Origin of the sequence: Tersicoccus sp. Bi-70, from assembly GCF_001968825.1 — a bacterium.
GTDB lineage: Bacteria > Actinomycetota > Actinomycetes > Actinomycetales > Micrococcaceae > Tersicoccus.
In genome coordinates, this window is sequence record NZ_MIEU01000002.1 from 405,808 (window position 1) to 424,308 (window position 18,501).

12 protein-coding genes are annotated in these 18,501 nt (G+C 65.6%); 7 read left to right on the forward strand and 5 right to left on the reverse strand.

Going from position 1 to position 18,501, the window contains the following annotated elements; translation table 11 throughout:
• The 4 genes from nrdI to BGP79_RS16280 all read left to right on the forward strand — a co-directional run bounded on the left by nrdI (position 1) and on the right by BGP79_RS16280 (position 5,282).
• On the forward strand, positions 1-501 hold the full coding sequence (nrdI, locus tag BGP79_RS02035) for a class Ib ribonucleoside-diphosphate reductase assembly flavoprotein NrdI (protein ID WP_083701469.1): 501 nt from the start codon (positions 1-3) through the stop codon (positions 499-501).
• Between the two features lie 65 nt (positions 502-566).
• The gene (nrdE, locus tag BGP79_RS02040) at positions 567-2,687 is read left to right on the forward strand and encodes a class 1b ribonucleoside-diphosphate reductase subunit alpha (RefSeq protein WP_076693294.1); all 2,121 of its coding nucleotides are present in this window, start codon (positions 567-569) and stop codon (positions 2,685-2,687) included.
• Positions 2,688-2,743: 56 nt separating this feature from the next.
• Positions 2,744-3,721, forward strand: coding sequence for a class 1b ribonucleoside-diphosphate reductase subunit beta (gene nrdF / locus BGP79_RS02045; RefSeq protein WP_076692973.1), 978 nt, complete (start codon positions 2,744-2,746; stop codon positions 3,719-3,721).
• 466 nt (positions 3,722-4,187) lie between these two features.
• Positions 4,188-5,282, forward strand: a complete 1,095-nt coding sequence (locus BGP79_RS16280) for a hypothetical protein (RefSeq protein ID WP_143588262.1) — start codon at positions 4,188-4,190, stop codon at positions 5,280-5,282.
• Between the two features lie 35 nt (positions 5,283-5,317).
• On the opposite strand, the gene BGP79_RS02050 is transcribed toward BGP79_RS16280, so the two are convergent.
• The 5 genes from BGP79_RS02050 to BGP79_RS02070 all read right to left on the reverse strand — a co-directional run bounded on the left by BGP79_RS02050 (position 5,318) and on the right by BGP79_RS02070 (position 14,079).
• Entirely contained in the window at positions 5,318-5,761 is a 444-nt protein-coding gene (locus tag BGP79_RS02050) for a hypothetical protein (RefSeq protein WP_143588263.1), read from the reverse strand.
• 222 nt (positions 5,762-5,983) lie between these two features.
• Entirely contained in the window at positions 5,984-9,190 is a 3,207-nt protein-coding gene (locus BGP79_RS02055; protein ID WP_076692975.1) for a type I restriction endonuclease subunit R, read from the reverse strand.
• Between the two features lie 60 nt (positions 9,191-9,250).
• Complete coding sequence (locus tag BGP79_RS02060) at positions 9,251-10,402, reverse strand: restriction endonuclease subunit S (RefSeq protein WP_076692976.1); 1,152 nt, start codon at positions 10,400-10,402, stop codon at positions 9,251-9,253.
• The gene (locus tag BGP79_RS02065) at positions 10,399-12,018 is read right to left on the reverse strand and encodes a class I SAM-dependent DNA methyltransferase (RefSeq protein ID WP_076692977.1); all 1,620 of its coding nucleotides are present in this window, start codon (positions 12,016-12,018) and stop codon (positions 10,399-10,401) included. Before BGP79_RS02065 ends, BGP79_RS02060 begins: the two co-directional genes overlap by 4 nt.
• Positions 12,019-14,079, reverse strand: a complete 2,061-nt coding sequence (locus BGP79_RS02070) for a hypothetical protein (RefSeq protein ID WP_143588264.1) — start codon at positions 14,077-14,079, stop codon at positions 12,019-12,021.
• Positions 14,080-14,291: 212 nt separating this feature from the next.
• On the opposite strand from BGP79_RS02070, the gene BGP79_RS02075 reads away from it, so the two are divergent.
• From BGP79_RS02075 to BGP79_RS02085, 3 genes are all read left to right on the forward strand, one after another.
• Positions 14,292-15,026 (forward strand): hypothetical protein, encoded by a 735-nt coding sequence (locus BGP79_RS02075; protein ID WP_076692978.1) that lies wholly within the window; start codon positions 14,292-14,294, stop codon positions 15,024-15,026.
• Positions 15,023-15,625: a hypothetical protein gene (locus BGP79_RS02080; protein WP_076692979.1), complete on the forward strand. Its 603-nt coding sequence runs from the start codon at positions 15,023-15,025 to the stop codon at positions 15,623-15,625. The genes BGP79_RS02075 and BGP79_RS02080 overlap by 4 nt, the downstream gene beginning before the upstream one ends.
• Before the next feature lie 78 nt (positions 15,626-15,703).
• Positions 15,704-18,238 (forward strand): DUF4268 domain-containing protein, encoded by a 2,535-nt coding sequence (locus tag BGP79_RS02085; RefSeq protein ID WP_076692980.1) that lies wholly within the window; start codon positions 15,704-15,706, stop codon positions 18,236-18,238.
• The last annotated feature ends 263 nt before the right edge of the window (positions 18,239-18,501 follow it).

The following is an 18,501-nucleotide window of genomic DNA, read 5'->3' on the forward strand; positions in this document are numbered from 1 at the left end:
ATGAGCGCGGCCAGTGCCACTCTCACCGCGGCCGACTTCGCCCGCTTCCGGGCCCAGGCGGAGGAACGTGCTCACGCGCGCGTGCCGGCCGGGTCGCTCGTCTACTTCTCCTCGGTCACCAACAACACGGCCCGGTTCGTGGAGCGGCTCGGGATCGACGGCATCCGTCTCCCGCTGCGCGCGGCCGAGCCCACCCTGCTGGTCACCGAACCGTACGTGCTCGTCGTCCCCACCTACGGGGCCGGCAGCGTCCGCGTCGGGGCGGTTCCCCGGCAGGTCATCACGTTCCTCAACCAGGAACAGAACCGGCGCCTGATCCGCGGGGTCATCGGCGCCGGCAACACCAACTTCGGCGAGCACTACGGCGAAGCGGCGGACATCATCGCCGCGAAGTGCCGGGTGCCCGTGCTGTACCGCTTCGAACTGATGGGCACGTCCGACGACGTGGCCGCCGTCACCCAGGGATTGGAAGAGTTTTGGACACGACAGTCGCACAGCTAGACGCGCAGACCCTCGTCGACGATCGCGACGTCCAGGTGCCCGAGAAGGGCCACGAGGACAAGGCGATCCCCGCCGCGTTCCAGGGGCTCGGCTACCACGAGCTGAACGCGATGCTGAACCTGTACGACGCGGACGGGAAGATCCAGTTCGGCGCGGACCGGGAGGCGGCGCACCAGTACTTCCTCCAGCACGTCAACAACAACACCGTCTTCTTCCACGACCTGGAGGAGAAGCTCGACTACCTGGTCAAGCACCAGTACTACGAGCGCGAGGTGCTGGACCAGTACCCGATGGACTTCATCCGGTCCCTCTACAACCGGGCGTACGCGAAGAAGTTCCGGTTCGAGACGTTCCTCGGGGCGTTCAAGTACTACACCTCGTACACGCTCAAGACGTTCGACGGCAAGCGGTACCTGGAGCGGTTCGAGGACCGGGTGTGCATGGTCGCCATGGCCCTGGCCCGCGGTGACCAGGCCCTCGCCGAGCACCTCGTGGACGAGATCATCGCCGGCCGTTTCCAGCCGGCCACCCCGACGTTCCTCAACGCGGGCAAGGCGCAGCGCGGCGAACTGGTCTCCTGCTTCCTGCTGCGCATCGAGGACAACATGGAGTCGATCGCCCGCGGCGTGAACTCCGCGCTGCAGCTGTCCAAGCGCGGCGGCGGCGTCGCCCTGTCGCTGACGAACATCCGCGAGCACGGGGCGCCGATCAAGCAGATCGAGAACCAGTCCTCCGGCGTCATCCCGGTGATGAAGCTGCTCGAGGACTCCTTCTCCTACGCCAACCAGCTGGGCGCGCGTCAGGGTGCCGGCGCGGTGTACCTGCACGCCCACCACCCGGACATCTACCGGTTCCTCGACACCAAGCGCGAGAACGCGGACGAGAAGATCCGGATCAAGACCCTGTCCCTGGGCGTCGTCATCCCGGACATCACGTTCGAGCTGGCCAAGCGCAACGAGGACATGTACCTGTTCTCCCCGTACGACGTCGAGCGCGTCTACGGCATGCCCTTCTCGGACGTGAACGTCACCGAGAAGTACGAGGAGATGGTCGACGACGCGCGGATCAAGAAGACGAAGATCAGCGCGCGGGAGTTCTTCCAGACCCTGGCGGAGATCCAGTTCGAGTCCGGCTACCCGTACATCGTGTTCGAGGACACGGTGAACAAGGCCAACCCGATCGCCGGCAAGATCACCATGTCCAACCTGTGCTCGGAGATCCTGCAGGTCTCGGCGCCGTCGGAGTTGAACGAGGACCTGTCCTACGACGTCGTCGGCAAGGACATCTCCTGCAACCTGGGGTCGATGAACATCGCGAAGACGATGGACTCGGCGGACTTCGGGCTGTCGATCGAGACGGCCATCCGGGCGCTGTCCGCGGTGTCGGACATGTCCTACATCTCCTCGGTGCCGTCGGTGGCGGAGGGCAACAAGTCCTCGCACGCCATCGGGCTCGGCCAGATGAACCTGCACGGCTACCTGGCGCGGGAGCGGGTGCACTACGGGTCCGAGGAGGGCCTGGACTTCACCAACATCTACTTCTACTCGGTGCTGTTCCACGCGCTGCGGGCCTCCAACCTGCTGGCGATGGAGCACGGGACGGCGTTCGGCGGGTTCGAGAACTCGGACTACGCGTCCGGCGTCTTCTTCGACAAGTACACCGAGGCGGAGTGGGTGCCGGCCACGAGTCGCGTGCGGGAGCTGTTCGCCAACGTGCACATCCCCACGCAGGAGGACTGGCGCGAGCTGAAGGCGTCGGTCATGGAGCACGGCATCTACAACCAGAACCTGCAGGCCGTGCCGCCGACCGGCTCGATCAGCTACATCAACCACTCGACGTCGTCGATCCACCCGGTGGCCTCGAAGATCGAGATCCGCAAGGAAGGCAAGCTGGGGCGGGTGTACTACCCGGCGCCGTACATGACCAACGACAACCTGGAGTACTTCCAGGACGCGTACGAGATCGGCTACGAGAAGATCATCGACACGTACGCGGCCGCCACGCAGCACGTGGACCAGGGCCTGTCGCTGACGCTGTTCTTCAAGGACACGGCCACCACCCGCGACATCAACAAGGCGCAGATCTACGCGTGGCGCAAGGGCATCAAGACGATCTACTACATCCGCCTGCGCCAGCTGGCCCTCGAGGGAACCGAGGTGGAGGGCTGCGTCAGCTGCATGCTGTAGTGACTCCCCGGTAACTTCCAATTCGATACTCACGTCAACCCGGCAGGAATGAAGCAATGTCTCCCGAGAAGCTGAAGCTGGTCAACCACGTCCAGGCGATCAACTGGAACCGCATCCAGGACGACAAGGACGTCGAGGTGTGGAACCGGCTGGTCAACAACTTCTGGCTGCCCGAGAAGGTGCCGGTGTCCAACGACATCCAGTCGTGGCACACCCTCACCGCGGAGGAGCAGCAGCTGACCATGCGGGTCTTCACGGGCCTGACGCTGCTGGACACCATCCAGGGCACCGTCGGTGCCGTGTCGCTGATCCCGGACGCGATCACCCCGCACGAGGAGGCGGTGTACACCAACATCGCGTTCATGGAGTCGGTCCACGCGAAGAGCTACTCGTCGATCTTCTCGACGCTGAGCTCGACCAAGGACATCGACGAGGCGTTCCGGTGGTCGACGGAGAACGAGTTCCTGCAGCGCAAGGCGCAGATCGTCATGAACTACTACCAGGGCGACGAGCCGCTCAAGCGCAAGGTGGCCTCGACGCTGCTGGAGTCGTTCCTCTTCTACTCGGGCTTCTACCTCCCGATGTACTGGTCGTCGCGGGCGAAGCTGACGAACACGGCGGACATGATCCGGCTGATCATCCGCGACGAGGCCGTGCACGGCTACTACATCGGCTACAAGTACCAGCGTGGCCTGGAGATCGCGACGCCGGAGAAGCGTGCGGAGCTGAAGGACTACACGTTCGAGCTGCTCTTCGAGCTGTACGAGAACGAGGTCCAGTACACGCACGCCCTGTACGACGGGGTGGGGCTCTCCGAGGACGTCAAGAAGTTCCTGCACTACAACGCCAACAAGGCGCTGATGAACCTGGGCTACGAGGCGATGTTCCCGTCCACGGTCACCGACGTGAACCCGGCGATCCTCTCGGCGCTCTCCCCGAACGCGGACGAGAACCACGACTTCTTCTCGGGCTCGGGCTCGTCGTACGTCATCGGCAAGGCCGTGGCGACGGAGGACGAGGACTGGGACTTCTGAGGGCCCAGCTGAACTGATTGTAGGCGACGGCCCCAGCAAGATTATCCGCCCGGTAAGGTGGGGAATACCGTATCTCGACGCCTTCCCTCAGCTGATTCGCCTATTGTTACGGCCGTGTCGGCAGAGCGCTTCAGAATGTCTCGTCCCGGATGGACTGTAGCGAAATGATCAACTCAATAGCGAGTCTTAGCGCAGTTCGTCAAGTTACAACAGGGAATAGCAGCAAAGGTATAAGCCGAGAAGCTTGCGACGGCGAACACGAGTTGAGGGAATCGTAACGGCATCGGGTAATCTTACAGATTCCCAGCTTTGTGCGGCCCGCGACACTTGATGGGTGGTCTGCTGGCTCGTCAGCGAAATTGCTCATGCAAATGTCATCCCTATCCGTCCGGCAGCAACACCGAAGCGCTGGTGATAAAAGATGTACTCGACGGCTGTGCGACGTCGAGCGAGAATGTGGGGGAATATGAGTGATTCTCTGGGGCCAATGAAGCTCGACTTTAGTAGCTTTTACAAGTTCGTCGCGTCTGTCGGGCTTATACTTCTTGCTTCGTCAGTAGTGCTTCCGTGGTTTGTGCTACGCACCTCCGTGCCGGATGCGCCGGCGGGCACGGCCGCCGCGAAGATAGTCGACGTCGCTGTCGATGAGCGCGCAGACCAATATCTACTGATTATTCATACATATCCCTGGGCGTCGTTGGTCCTGTTTGTCTTGGGCTGTGTGCTTACGATATACGGGCTAACAGCTTGGCGTGGTCGGCAGAAGAAGCAAGACGCTGACGAGGATGAGTCGTACCGCCAACGCCGGGAGCTCGGTAAGACGACTCAGGCATCGGAAGGTGACCGCGAGAAGAAGCTTGACCGTGAGACGCGAGAGGAGGACGGGCTGGTCAGAGAACCAGCTGCCGAGGAGAATCTCACTAGTCCCACCAGTGAATTGCGCCAGACCGCGCCCACGGTGTCGCCGCCTAAAATTGCTGAACCGTACAGTGCTCGCCGAGCTTTCATTCGTGACGCGGAACTAAAGGTGGGACAGCTCCTCGGTGCAGCGTTTGCCGATTCGCATCAGGTGGAGCAGGGAGTGCGAGTAGGCGATTCGGATGCTCCTATCCTAGATATCATCGCACGGGCGGCCGACCCTTCACGATGGTCAAGTTTTGCGTTGGAACTGAAGCTTTTCAGTGCAAGGACATTGTCGATGCGACTTCGTGAGTCGATGCTCGCTGTGGCAATCGCGGCGCGCGACGTTCCCGAAGGGCAAATCCAGGTTCAGCGGGTAGGTCGGCCTCCGAGGGCGAAGTCTGTATCGCTGTGTCTGGTGATTATTGAAGACGAGGAGGAGGGCGCCGAACTGCAACTAGCTTCGTCGCAATTATTCCTGGAGAAGTATGAAGTGCGATTAGGCCGAATGGTTCGGGTCGTGAACACTGTCCTGTCTCGGCAGGTGGGTGTCATCGTCATTCCGAGGTCACGATTCGCCGACATGTCAGCCGATTGGTTGCGCCAGTCGGTACTCAATGTGATGCAGGAGCCTGAAGGCGTAGTTATGAGAATGAATTGATCGGGAATACGCTGCCCATCGGCGCGCTTTCTGGTTTAGCCTCGAACGGGGCGTCGCTCGACCAAGATCGTGATGATGCTGAGTACGAACGGAACGAAAGCGGCGAACGCAGTGACCGCTCCGGCGCCGCCGCGTAGAGGAAAAGGAAGCAGCAGGGCTGCTGTACAGCCAACGAACGTGAAGCCCGCCGTGAGATATGGCGTGGCGCCGCGTCGCTTCCGTTTCTTCGCTAGTAGCACAATGCTCGCCACTAGCGACCCCACCGCACCGACGATCAGGAGAAAGTTCAACCAACCGTTGGTCGGCGTGGACGGGATGAGATAGGGCTTGCTAAACAGAATCGCCAAGGCAATGAAGGCTCCGATGACTGTGAAGATCAAGCCGAACACTGATGTGGTGATCCGAAGCGGCGAGGCGTTGTGCCGCGCTTCCGAAACGTATGCGCCATGCCCGGAAAGATCGGGGTGTGAATTGTTCATTATTCCCTCATTTCGAAGCGCGTTATGGTGCCTTGATCAGTCGCCCAGCCAAGCGTCGCCCTATCTGCACTTAGGCTTTAGTTGCGACGCTTCTCTTGATTGATTTCATGTGATTAAATCCAGCCGCGATTGCTGCTACCAGCATAAATAGTATTTGGACTGACTTTCTCTTCTCGGCCGTAACGTACTTGTATTGATTGCTGCCAGGCCTCCACCTACCATCTACGCCACCTCCCCAAACCGCGCCGCCATCGACTCCATCTGCTCCATCACCAGCACGATGGCTTCCGGCGTCTTGTCCGGCGGGTAGTCGTGCTTGGCGAGCAGCCGCTTGATCGAAGAACGAAGCTTTGCCCGAACGTCGTCGCGCACGGTCCAGTCCGTTCGCACGTCTCGCCGCATCACCGCGACCAGCTCCCGGGCGATGTCCGCCAGGACGCCGTCGCCCTGGACATCCACCGCCGACTCGTTCTGTGACACCGCGTCGAAGAACGCCAACTCGTCCCAAGACAGTGGGGGAGTGAACTGGTTTCCCCGGTCGGCCTCGCGCAGCACCTCCCGCGCCAGCTCCAGCATCTCCGCGATGATCTCCGCCGAGCTGAGCTGCTGATTGGTGTACTTCGTCATCAGCTCGGTGATCCGCTCCGAGAACGCCCGCTGTCGGATCGTGTTGTTCCGCGTCGTCTTCGCCGATTCCTCGGACACCAGCTTCCGCAGCGCCTCGATCGCCAGCGACGGGTTGGACGCCGACTGCGCCTTCCGGAAGAACTCCGGCGTCAGGTCATCCAGGGTGGGCTTGGGAAGTCCGGCCGCCGCGTAGATGTCCATCACCTCGCCGGTCGCCGTCGCGTCGTCGATCAGCTCCGCAAGCAGCCGCTGGATGTCCGCCGGCACCGGCTGACCGTTGTCCTGCCGCTCCTGCGCGTCGAACTTTGCCATCCACACGCGCATCTGCTCGTACGCCTTGATCTCGCCGAGCAGGGGTGCCAGCGTCTCCCGGCCGCAAGCCAGGGCCCACGCCCGCGACAGCTGGCCGGCCAGCTTCCGGAACCGGGCGGCCAGCGTCTCCTCGCCGTCGCCGTCGCTGCCGTCGGAGGACACTTGATTGCCCGGCGTCGACGGCGACCGCAGATAGTTGACCGCGCCGAGGATCGCATTGATGTACCCGCGAGGGCCGCCGCGAGCGGCAGCAGACCGCCAGTCGTGCCCGGCCAGCAGCTCCCGGAGCTGGGTGACCAGCGTGGTCGCCAGGTCCACCGCCTCGTCGATGTTGCGACCGACCGGCTTGTTCCGCTGATCGGACGGCGTGTACTCGGCCAGCGCCTTATGCAGGTTCTCCGCCAACGGCGCGTACGCCACGAGCAGCCCGTCCTCCTTACCGCGGAACGTTCGGTTGACGCGCGCGAGGGTCTGCATCAGCAGCGCCCCCTTGAGCGGCCGGTCCAGGTACAGCGTGTGCAGCGGCGGGGCGTCGAACCCGGTGAGCATCATGTCCTTGACGATCACCAGCTCCAGCTCGTCGTCGGGATCTTTCAGCCGCTGCTTGATCGTCGCGTTCTCCGAGTCCCGCCGCACGTGGTCGGACACCGGCGGCTGGTCCGTCGCGTTGCCCGAGTAGACGACCTTGATGACGCCGCGGTCCAGCTCGTCGGCGTGCCACTCGGGCCGCAGCTTCACGATCTCCGCGTACAGCCGCGCGCACACCTCCCGGGTGACGCCGACGATCATCGCCTTGCCTGGCCCGCCGATGAACGGCAGCATCGCCGCGCGCCGCGCCTCCCAGTGCGCGACCAGGTCGGCGGCCAGCGCGGTCACCCGCTCCGGCGCCCCGTACACGGCGTTGAGCACCGCGACGCTCTGCTCCATCCGGGTCCGCTCGGTCGTGTCCAGTCCGACGGTGGCCTCGTCCGCGGCGGCGTCGAGCGCCTCCTCGGTGACCCCCTCCGCGAGGGCGACCTTGATCAGCCGCGGCTCGAAGGACACCGGCACCGTGGCGCCGTCCTTGACCGCGCGGGTGAGGTCGTAGACGTCGATGTAGTCGCCGAACACCTGCCGCGTGTTCCGCTCGTCGAAGGAGATGGGCGTGCCGGTGAAGGCGATCAGTGTGGCGTTCGGAAGCGCGCGTTTCAGGTGAGCGGCGTAGCCGTCGATGTCGTCGTAGTGGGAGCGGTGCGCCTCGTCGACGACGACGATGACGTTGCTCCGCTCGGTGAGCACGGGGTGCTCGAGCCCGGCGTCGCGCTCGGCCTGGGTGAGCCCGAACTTCTGCAGGGTGGTGAAGTAGATGCCGCCGGTCGTGCGGTTGTTCAGCTCGCTCCGCAGGTCGGCGCGGCGCTGGATCTGTCGCGGCTTCTCGGTCAGCAGGAGGCTGTGGTCGAAGGTCTCGAACAGCTGCCCGTCGAGCTCGTTCCGGTCGGTGACGACGACGATGGTCGGGTTCTTCAGCTCGGGCCGGCGGGCGACGGCGTTGGCGTAGAGCTCCATCTCCATGGACTTGCCCGAACCCTGGGTGTGCCAGACGACGCCGGCCTTGCCGTTGGTGCGGACCGCCTGGATGGTACTGCCGACGGCCTTGGAGACGGCGAAGTACTGGTGCGGCTTGGCGATCCGCTTGATCAGGCCGTCGCCGCTTTCCGCGAAGGCGGTGAAGGAGGCCGTCAGCTGCAGGAACCGCTCCTGGTTGTAGAGCCCGTCGAGGGCGGTGTCGAGCGCGGTGAGCGGCTCGCCGTCCCGGGTCGTGCCGGGCTCGATGAGCTTGCCGTCGTCGTCGACGTTCCACGGGGAGAAGTGGTTGAGGGGGGTGAACGGGGTGCCGTACTTGGCGGTGATGCCGTCCGTGGCCAGCGTGAAGACGCAGAAGCGGAACGCCATGGGGAACTCGCGCAGGTAGGTGCGCAGCTGGGCGTGGGCGGCGTCGACGTCGGCGTAGAGGTTGCCGGCGTCCTTCAGTTCGATGACGCTGACCGGCATGCCATTGCAGTAGAGGACGACGTCGAAGCGGCGGTGGTGGTCGCGGTTGCGGAGGGTCACCTGGTTGACGACGAACCACTCGTTGTCCTCGACGCGGCTGCCGATCAGCCGGATGGTCGGGGTGAGTTCGACGCCGTCGCTGTCCAGGTAGGTGAGCCGGTAGCCGTCGACCAGGTACCGGTGGATCCGCTCGTTCTCGGTGATGGCGTCCTGCGAGGTCGGCGTGACGATCTCGCTCAGCGCCTGCTGCAGGTACTGAATCGGCACTGCCGGGTTGAGCCGGCGCATCGCGTCGAGCAGCCGGGGCCGGATCAGCGGGTCGTCCCAGCGGTCGCGCTGCTCGGTGCCGGGCGCGATCTGCTCGCCGGCGAGCGGCTTCCAGCCGAGTTCGGCCAGGTGCTCCTTGGCGTCGTTCTCCCAGTCGTCCTCGTGCAGGACAGGCAGTGCGTGAACAGTCATCGTGCATTCCCCCGAACGTGTGCGATCAGTGTGCCAGAAGCCAGCATCGGACTCGTGTCGTCATACCAGTGCCTCGACCGTCCTCTCGGCCTCCCGAACGCGAAGCTTCCCCGACATCAGCTGAGGAAGGAGGGCGTCGCGGATGGCGGCGAGGGTGGCGTTCTCTTCTGCGATTGAACGATGAAGCGCCATGTGGGAAGACGCTGATGCTTCCACTCGGGGCAGGTGGGCCGGGCCGGGGAGGCGCAATGACAACCGCTTCAGAGCGCCCATGCTCAGCTTCGGCTGTACCGCACCGGTCACAAGATCCTGAACCTTCGAGCCTCGAAGGAGAACGAAGAGCAGTTCGGTGGACAGCGCTTTTCCGGTGAGAACGTGGGCATGGTTGTTTACCCACGACGGGCCCCAGACGTACTGGGTCACCGGACTGCCGTCGTCGTTGACTACAGAACCGTCTTCCCCGACCAAGGTCAGCGGCATGTCGAAGAGGTGAGTGTCGACCGTGTCGAGCTGGCCCGCCGCCCCGTAGTAGGGCACCGAGCCCGTTCGAGTTTCACGGTCTCGGGACGACAGTGGCACCCTCAGCCGGTTGTGAAATGAGGCGATGTCTCCGAGATGAGAAGTGTCTGAACCATGTGCCATCGCCTGCGCGACCTTTGCGGAGAGCAGATCGAGGAGGGTTCCCGCGACCTTGCCGTTTGCGGCGATCTTGTCGTCGAGCGCGCCCAGCACCTCGGCGATGGCTCGTTGCTCCGCGAGTGGCGGAAGGCTCACCGGCCAAGCGCCCATCGTTGAGAGGCTGATGCGCTCGACCGTCGCACCGTGAATCGTCTCCCTCTTGATGACGTCTTGGAAGCTCGGAGACAGGTAGTAGTAGAGGAGGAATCTCGGGTCCGCGACACTTTGATCGATCCGCAGAAGCGCCATTCGGCGACCGAGGCAGGCGCGGGTGTCGGCAGGCATTAGTGCGGCTTCGCCCAGACGTGTCTCGTAAGAGAACAAGAGATCGTCGGTCTTCGGAGTCACTCGTCGCGTCCACTGCGCGAAGTGCTCTTCGGAGACGTGGTCGGAGAGGCCTAGATCGAGGCGCCCGCTATTCAGGCTTGAGATGTTGAGAAAATACGGCCCCTCGTCGACGCGCACCGGAGTGGCGTGCGGACCGTCGAACGTCATCCCGAGATCCGCCCACGTGAGCGGCGTCCACTCACTCACGACACTCTCCCCAGCTGCTCCCGCACGACGGCCGCCAGGCGCTCCGACTCGTCGAACTGAGCGTACAGCTCCGTCGTCAGGCGCGCGATTTTCTCCTCGATCGGCTCGCCGTCGTCGGCCACCTCCGCCGCGCCGACGTACCGGCCCGGCGTCAGCGCGTAGTCGGCGGCCTTGATCTCCGCCAGCGAGGCCGAGTAGCAGAAGCCCGGTTCGTCGTCGTAGGCAGCACCCTCCGCCGAGGAAGTCCCCCGCCACGCGTGGTAGGCCGAGGCAATCCGGGCGATGTCGTCGTCGGACAGTGACCGTTCGGCCCGGTCCACCATGTACCCGAGGTTCCGGGCGTCGATGAACAGCACCTGACCGGTCCGGTCCACCGCACCCCGCGCGCCGGCCGACTTGTCCTTGGCGAAGAACCACACGCACACCGGGATGCCGGTCGAGCGGAACAGCTGGGTCGGCAGCGCCACCATGCAGGAGACCAGATCCGCCTCGACCAGCTGTGCCCGGATCGCGCCCTCGCCGCCCGAGTTGGACGACATCGATCCATTGGCCATCACGACGCCGGCCGAGCCGCCCGGCGCAAGCTTGGCGATGATGTGCTGCATCCACGCGTAGTTGGCGTTGTTTTTCGGCGGCACCCCGTAGGCCCACCGCGGGTCCGACTCCGAGCGCGCCCAGTCCTTGATGTTGAACGGCGGGTTCGCCATCACGAAGTCGGCCTGCAGCTCCGGGTGCTGGTCCCTAGCGAAGGTGTCACCCCAGCGGGACGCCAGGTTCGCGCTCAGCCCGTGGATGGCGAGGTTCATCTTCGCCATCCGCCAGGTGCGCTCGTTCAGCTCCTGCCCGAACACGGAGATCGCCGTCCGGTCCTCGTGATGCGCATCGAGGAACTTCTCCGTCTGCACGAACATGCCGCCGGACCCGCAGCACGGGTCGTACACCCGGCCGCGCGTCGGCTCGAGCACCTCGACCAGTACCCGCACCACGCTCGCCGGCGTGTAGAACTCGCCACCCCGCTTGCCCTCCGCACGGGCGAACTTCTCGAGGAAGTACTCGTACACCTCACCGAGCAGGTCCCGCGCCCGGCTCACGCCCTGGCCGGTGAACTTCGCTGAGTTGAAGAGGTCGATCAGCTCGCCCAGGCGCCGTTGGTCCACGTTGTCCCGGTTGAAGATGCGCGGCAGCGTCCCGGCAAGGGTCGGGTTGGAGGCCATGATGTGCTCCATCGCCCCGTCGATCAGCTCACCGATCAACTGCGGCGCCTGCCCGTCGATCGCGGGGCGGCCCTTGGCGTTCTCCGCCAGGTACTCCCACCGCGCGGTCTCCGGCACCCAGAACACACCGTTGCCGGTGTACTCGTCGGTGTCCTCGACGAACTGGGCGATGTTGTTCTCGCTCATGCCGTCGGCGGCCAGCTCGTCGTGGATCTGCTGCCGCCGCTCCTCGAACGCGTCCGAGACGTACTTGAGGAACACGAGCCCGAGGATCACGTCCTTGTACTGGGAGGCGTCCATGGAGCCGCGCAGCTTGTCCGAGGCCTTCCACAGGGTGTCCTTGAGCTCTTTCATGGTGGACGCGGTGTTCACGGTCGCGTCCATGACGGCCTTGCGCGGCATTCAGTTTGTCCGTTCCGGGTTGGGGTCTGGATTCAGATTAAGGGACCCGGCGGAGACGCCGGCGATGAGGGCGCGGGTGAGTTCCCGCAGGTCGGCGAGGCGTTGCTGAGTCTCCTGGCGGGCGGCTTCTACGCGGGCGAGCGTCGCGGCGAGGGCGGCGGAGTCCGCGTCGCTCACCCGGTGGACCCGCCACTGCTGCCAGCGCCGGTCACCGGCGTGCTGTGCGGCGATGTCCGCGGCGAGGACGGCGGGGTTGAGGCCGCCGGGGTCGGCGGCGTCGATGCGGAGGATCCGCTCGGGGAAGGCGACGACGGCTCCGCCCTCCACGTCGACGGCGGCGGCAGGTTGCGGGGTGGTGGTGAAGACGACGTCGCCGGGCTCGGTCAGTCGTGCGGCCGGGTGGGCGCGGGTGAAGGCGATGAGGTCGACGTGACGGCGGCCGTCCTCGCGACCAATGTCGTGTGCGCCGATCACCCGCGTGCCGGCCTCGGCGTCGGCATCCACCGCGAGCCGTGTCCCCGCCAGGCAGCGGAGGCGGCCGGCGGCCATGAGCGCGTCGACGGTCGCCATGGGAGCCGACGGGACGTCTCCGTCGGCCACGGCAACGTCGATGGCGTCCAGCCCGGGCAGGGGAGTGCGGACGGCGTCGAGCAGCCGGTCGACGTCCAGTGCGTAGTCGGTTGAGTGCGAGGTCGCCGGTAATGACCGGTGACCGGTAATCAGCGCTCCGCTGGTGGCGACGAGCGTGCGGGTCGGCACGAGTCGACCGAAGCGGAACGCCCGGGCCGCGAACTGATCTCGCTCTCCGTGAGCGCCGGCGACTGTTGCGGCGACATCGGACACCAGGTCGCCGATGACGACGTCGTCGAGCTGCCGGCCGGCCAGGTCGACGACCAGCGTGAACTGGTCCTCGCTGTTCGGCCACGACGTCGCCGGTCCGAGCACCCACAGAGCCAGCGCTTCGCGGGACCGGGCCGGCAGCAACCCGGTCGGCAGGCGAACGATGCAGCGCACCCGGCCGGTGCGGAGCAGGTCGGCACGTCGGCTCGTGTCCTTGGCGTTCACGGCGTCGACCAGCAGGGATGCCGGCCCGAGGACCAGCCCGCGATCGGCATCGGTAAGCTCGAGGAGGATGTCCGCGAGCACGTGGAACGCACCTCGCGCGTCCACCGTCGAGGCGAGCTGCAGCAGGTGCAGGGTGGCGGCCGTCCCGGTGCGGTGCCACGTTGTCCAGGCGCGATGCTGAGCGCTCAACCGGCGACGCAGGAGACGACCGGCGTCGGACTTGTCGGCCTCCAGGCGGACCACCGGGTGCACGGCGCCCTCCGCGCGCTCCAGCACCGAGGGCACCGCGTCGCTGCCGCCCGGCGTCCGGTCAGCCAGGACCGGAGTGTTCCCATCCTGCCCCTGCGACGCCGCGAGCTCGACGACGAGCGCGGCCACTACATCTTTCGCCGGTGCGATCAGCGCGGTGGGAGCCCGGTCGGCGCCGAGCGGCCGATTCGGATCGGTGATCAGTCGCTCGACGGCGGCGGCCGCGTTCCAGGCGGCGTCCGCGGTACGGTCCGCAAGGGACAGCCAGGCGGCCACGTCGTCGTCCTCGATCGCAGCGATCTCCCGGTACAGGCACTCGTCATCGGGATCCTCGGCGTCGGCAGCGTCGATCAGCTCCCCTCGCGAGAGGCCCGACAGCCTCTCGCCGCGTGCCGCGCTCAGGGTCAGGAGTGCGGTCAGCGTGTCCGCGTGCCGTCGCCGACTCTCCGCCGGGCCGTCCGGCTCGGCGTGCAGGACAGCCTCGGTGGCCGCATCCGGGTTGTTGCCCCGGCCGGTCGCGGTGAGCCAGGCGACGACGTCGTCGACGGCGAACCGCTCCTGCCCGCCCGTCGTGTCCACGGACTCCGGGAACGAGTGAGCGGTTGCACGGCTCCGGCTGCGCCACGTGGTGACGACGGGTCGCTGCACCCGGGCCAGCGCGGCGATGTCGGCCAGCGACAGGGACAGGGCGGCGGGACTCGTCGTCATCCCGCGTTCCTCTCCGCTGGTCAGGCTGCCGTTGCTCACCGCAGCAGCGTATCGGCGTGCAGTGACAACGCCGGTCGTCGTCCGATAACCACCCTTATCAGCCGCCAACCGGTACCGGTGCGACGGCCACTCCTAGCGTCTGTGCTGCGACGCCGGTTCGAGGTGTCGCGGCACGGCGGGACCGAGAGCGAGGGGGACGGTCCCGCCGTCGCCGGCCACCTGTCACACCGATCGCCCTGCAGGAGCACACCATGGATCCGTATCCGAACCCCGGCCCGTGGGCCACCAACTCGGCCGCCGTCGAGCCGGCCGTCACCGAGCAGGCCGACGCGCCCGAGGACGAGCAGGACCACCGCAGCACGGAGCCGAAGCGCCGACGTCGGCCGTCGCGAGCGGTGTGGATCGGTACCGGCGGAGTGCTCCTCGGGTTGACGGCCGGCCTGATCGGCGGTGCGGGCATCGGTGTCGCCGGCGCCGATCCCACCACCACGGAGCAGTACCAGGGCCTCGCCCGCGACAAGCAGGGGGTCGAGGCCGAGCGGGACCAGGCGCGCACCGAGCGGGACCAGGTGAGGTCCGACTACGAGACGGTCAACAACGACTACCTGTTTCTCAAGAACGGCATCGAGGGGCGGGAGGACGACGTCACCAAACGGGAGGCCGCCGTCACGCAGGCCGAGGGCAAGGTCAAGACCGATGCCGCGGCGGTGAAGAAGCGGGAGGACGCCGTCACGAAGACCGAGCAGACCAAGGCCGCCAACACCGTGAGCGACGGGGCCTGGACGGTCGGCACGGACATCGAACCGGGCACCTACCGGGCCACCGCGGCTGTCGACAGCACCTGCTACTGGGAGATCACCGCGACCGGCTCCAACGGCGAGAACATCCTGCAGAACGACCTGCCCGGCGGAGGACGCCCGTCCGTCGCCCTCGCCGTCGGACAGGACTTCCAGACCCAGCGCTGCGGCTCGTGGGAGAAGCAGTGAACACCACCCTCACCAGCCCCATCACCACCAAGGAGACCACCATGAGCACCACCTCGTTTCGCCGGCTCTGGCTCGCCGCTACCGGGTTCGCCCTCGCCGTCGGGCTCGCCGGGTGCGGAGCCACCACGTCGGACGCCGGCACGGCGCCGTCCTCGGGGTCCGCCGGTTCCGCGCCGGCGTCGGTCGCCGCTCCGAAGCCTGCAGCACCTGCAGGGCCGGTCGTCGGCAATCCGTTCACGGCCGACATGGGGAACGGCAACGTCGCCCGCATCACCATCGTGTCGGCGAAGTACACCACCGGCGCGATCTCGCAGTTCGCGTCCACGCCCACCAACGGCGGCTACCTCGTGCTCGACGTGCTGTGGGAGACGGAGAAGGGCACGACGTCGGCCAACCCGCTGTACTTCGCGGCCAAGGACGCGCAGGGCCGCAAGGTCAACGCGTTCCTCGGCGCCGACGGTCAGCTCGGCAGCGGAGAAGTGCCGGTGGGGGACAAGACCCGCGGCACCGTCGCCTTCGACATCGGACAAGGCCCGACGACGGTGATCGTCACGGATCCGCTGCTGCAGGAGGCGGCGCGGGTGCCGGTGAAGGGGTAGGGGGTGCCCTCTGACGTGGGTCGAGGCACGTAGGCTCGGTCACGAACGAGTACCAGGCATGACGTCAGGGGAGACAACATGGTGCGGGCGGATCACGGGACTCTCGAAGGAATCCTGGAGGGCAAGAAGCAGTACCAGGTTCCGCTCTACCAGCGCGTCTACTCGTGGAGGAAGAAGCAACTGAGTCAGCTCTGGGAGGACGTCGCCGAACTGGCGCGCTCCCGCAGCGACAACCCTCGGGCTTCCCACTTCATCGGTTCCCTCGTGCTCGCGAGAAGTGATGATGCCGGTGCCGTCGGGATCAACAAGTTTCTCGTCGTTGACGGCCAGCAGCGTCTGACCACCCTCACGCTCCTCCTGGCTGCCCTGCGTGATCACCTGATCGAGTCAGGAGCCGGTGAGCGAGCCGAAGCAATCAACGCCCAGTACCTGATCAACGTCTTCGACCAGCGCAAGCCGTTGAAGGTCATGCCCACGCAGGCGAATCGTTCCTCCTACCAGGCGGTACTGAATCGGACGCCACAGGCCGGCGGCGAGGACGAGATCGGCAACGCGTACCGCTTCTTTCGCTCCAAGATCGCCGCTGCAGCGGACGACCCAGATGGTCCGGTCGATCTTCAGCTGCTGGAATCCGCCGTCGTGCGCGGGCTCGGACTCGTCGTCGTCACGGCCGAGCCGTCCGACAACGTCCACCGGATCTTCGAGTCCCTCAACAACACCGGCCTGAAGCTGACACAGAGCGACCTGCTCAAGAACTACCTCTTCATGCGACTCGGTGACCACGCTGACGCGGTCTACCACAACGTCTGGCTGCCGCTCGAGCAGCAACTCGATCCGCAAGAACTCGAGCTTCTGTTCTGGCTCGACCTCGCTCAGCGCGACGAACGGGCGAAGCAGTCGGACACCTACGTGGGGCAACAGCAGAGGCTGGACAGGTTCAGCAGCGTCGACGAGATCGAAACCGAAGTCGTTCGTGTCGCCACGCTGGGCGGCCTGCTCGCCACGATCCTCGAACCATCCGGTGAGTCACACGCCGGAGTTCGTCGACGCCTCACCCGGATCAGGGCCTGGGGCTCCACGACCGCCTACCCGGTGGTGATGCAGATTCTCGCCAGACGAGCGGCCGGTACGGCGACGAACGAGGAGGTCGAACGCGCGCTGTCCTACCTGGAGTCCTACTTCGTCCGCCGCATCGTCATCGGTCGCGCCACGTCGACCTTGACTCGAACCCTGCTTCAGGCCGTCGGCGCCATCACCGACGCTGACAAGATCGACGTCGCCCTGCGCGATTACCTGTCGCGCGGCCGCAAGTACTTCGCGACCGACAGCCAGATCCGAGAGGCCGCCCGAAACGTCGCGTTCTACTGGCAAGGCCGTACCACGCAGAAGAAGCTGATCCTGCAGTGGCTCGAGGAGTCATATCGCCCCAAGGAGATCATCGACCTCGACCCCAAACATCTCACCATTGAGCACGTCCTTCCCCAGACGTTGTCCGATCCTGTTCGGGAGGCTTTCGCCGAGGCGTTCGACGACGACGTCGACATCGCCTACGAACACGAGCGCATCGTCCACACGCTGGGCAACCTCACCCTGAGCGGCTACAACAGTGAGCTCAGCAACAAGCCCTTCGAGAAGAAGCGGGAACAGCTTGCGAAGAGCGGCTTGTTCATGAACCAGGCGATCGCCTCGCACCCGAGGTGGGGCGTGGACGAGATCAACAACCGCAGCGACGAACTGGCGGAGAAGATCATTCAGCTCTGGCCCGGGCCGGATGAAACCGTCGTCGCGGTCGGCGACGAGCCGTCCGCGCTCCGAGCTACTGTCGCGGCGATTCTCGCCGAGATTCCCGCGGGTCGCTGGACGACGTACGGTGACGTGGCCCTGGTCGCCGGCACGTGGCCACAGCCGCTGGCCGCGATGGTCGCCAACTACCCCTTGGCGAATGCCTGGCGGGTGCTGCAGAGCGGCGGGACCATTTCGCCCGGCTTCCGTTGGGCCGACCCCGGGCGGACCGACGACCCGCGGGTGTTCCTCGAATCAGAAGGCCTCCGCTTCGATGCCGGAGGACGTGCCGACCCCGAGCGATTCATCGGAGCCGAGGAGTTGGCGGAATCGGCCGGTCTCGACGTCGACGAGGAAGCCCTGGCGTCACGCCGCCAGAAGCTGAACGGCAACAGCGGGAGCAGCCCGCGCGTGTCCGTCAAGGGTGCACAGCGGGACTTCTTCGAGCGTGTGCGTGCCTACGGGCAAGCAAACGCCCAGCACATCAGCGCCTGGCGAAACCCGCAGCCACAACACTGGTACGACGTCTACATCGGACACCCGCGGGGCGTGGTCTCGTTGTTGGTCAATTCGCAGAAGGACCAGGTGAGCACGATCTTCTACATCGACCGTGACAAGGAGCTGTACGCCAAGCTGCTCGCCCGCCGCGACGCGATCGAGGCTGATCTCGGGTTGTCCCTCGAGTGGGACGACAAACCGGATCGTAAGGCTTCGAAGCTGGTCATTAATCGACCGGGTGACTTCCGAGACGAGGCGCAGGTTGAGGAGCTCGTCGAGTGGTTGGTGGCCACCGGAGACAACTTTGCGAGGGTGCTGCCGCGGTATCTCTGACCTGAGCATCCTGGCCGAGTGCAGTCAAATTCCTGGCGCCCGGTTCGCCCCGCCGTGGCAATACCGGCTGCGACGCGGAAGCTGCGGTTACCGATCTCGAACGATCGAGACAGCGAAGGACTGGAGCACCGGGTCGGTCATCACCCTGCCACGCTCATGCTCCTCGACTTGAACGGTGTACTCACCGTCCGGTCCCTGGATTCGACGGAGATGGGTCCTGACGCGATGTCGGCGCTTCGTACCGGCGTGATCCAGCGGGGCTA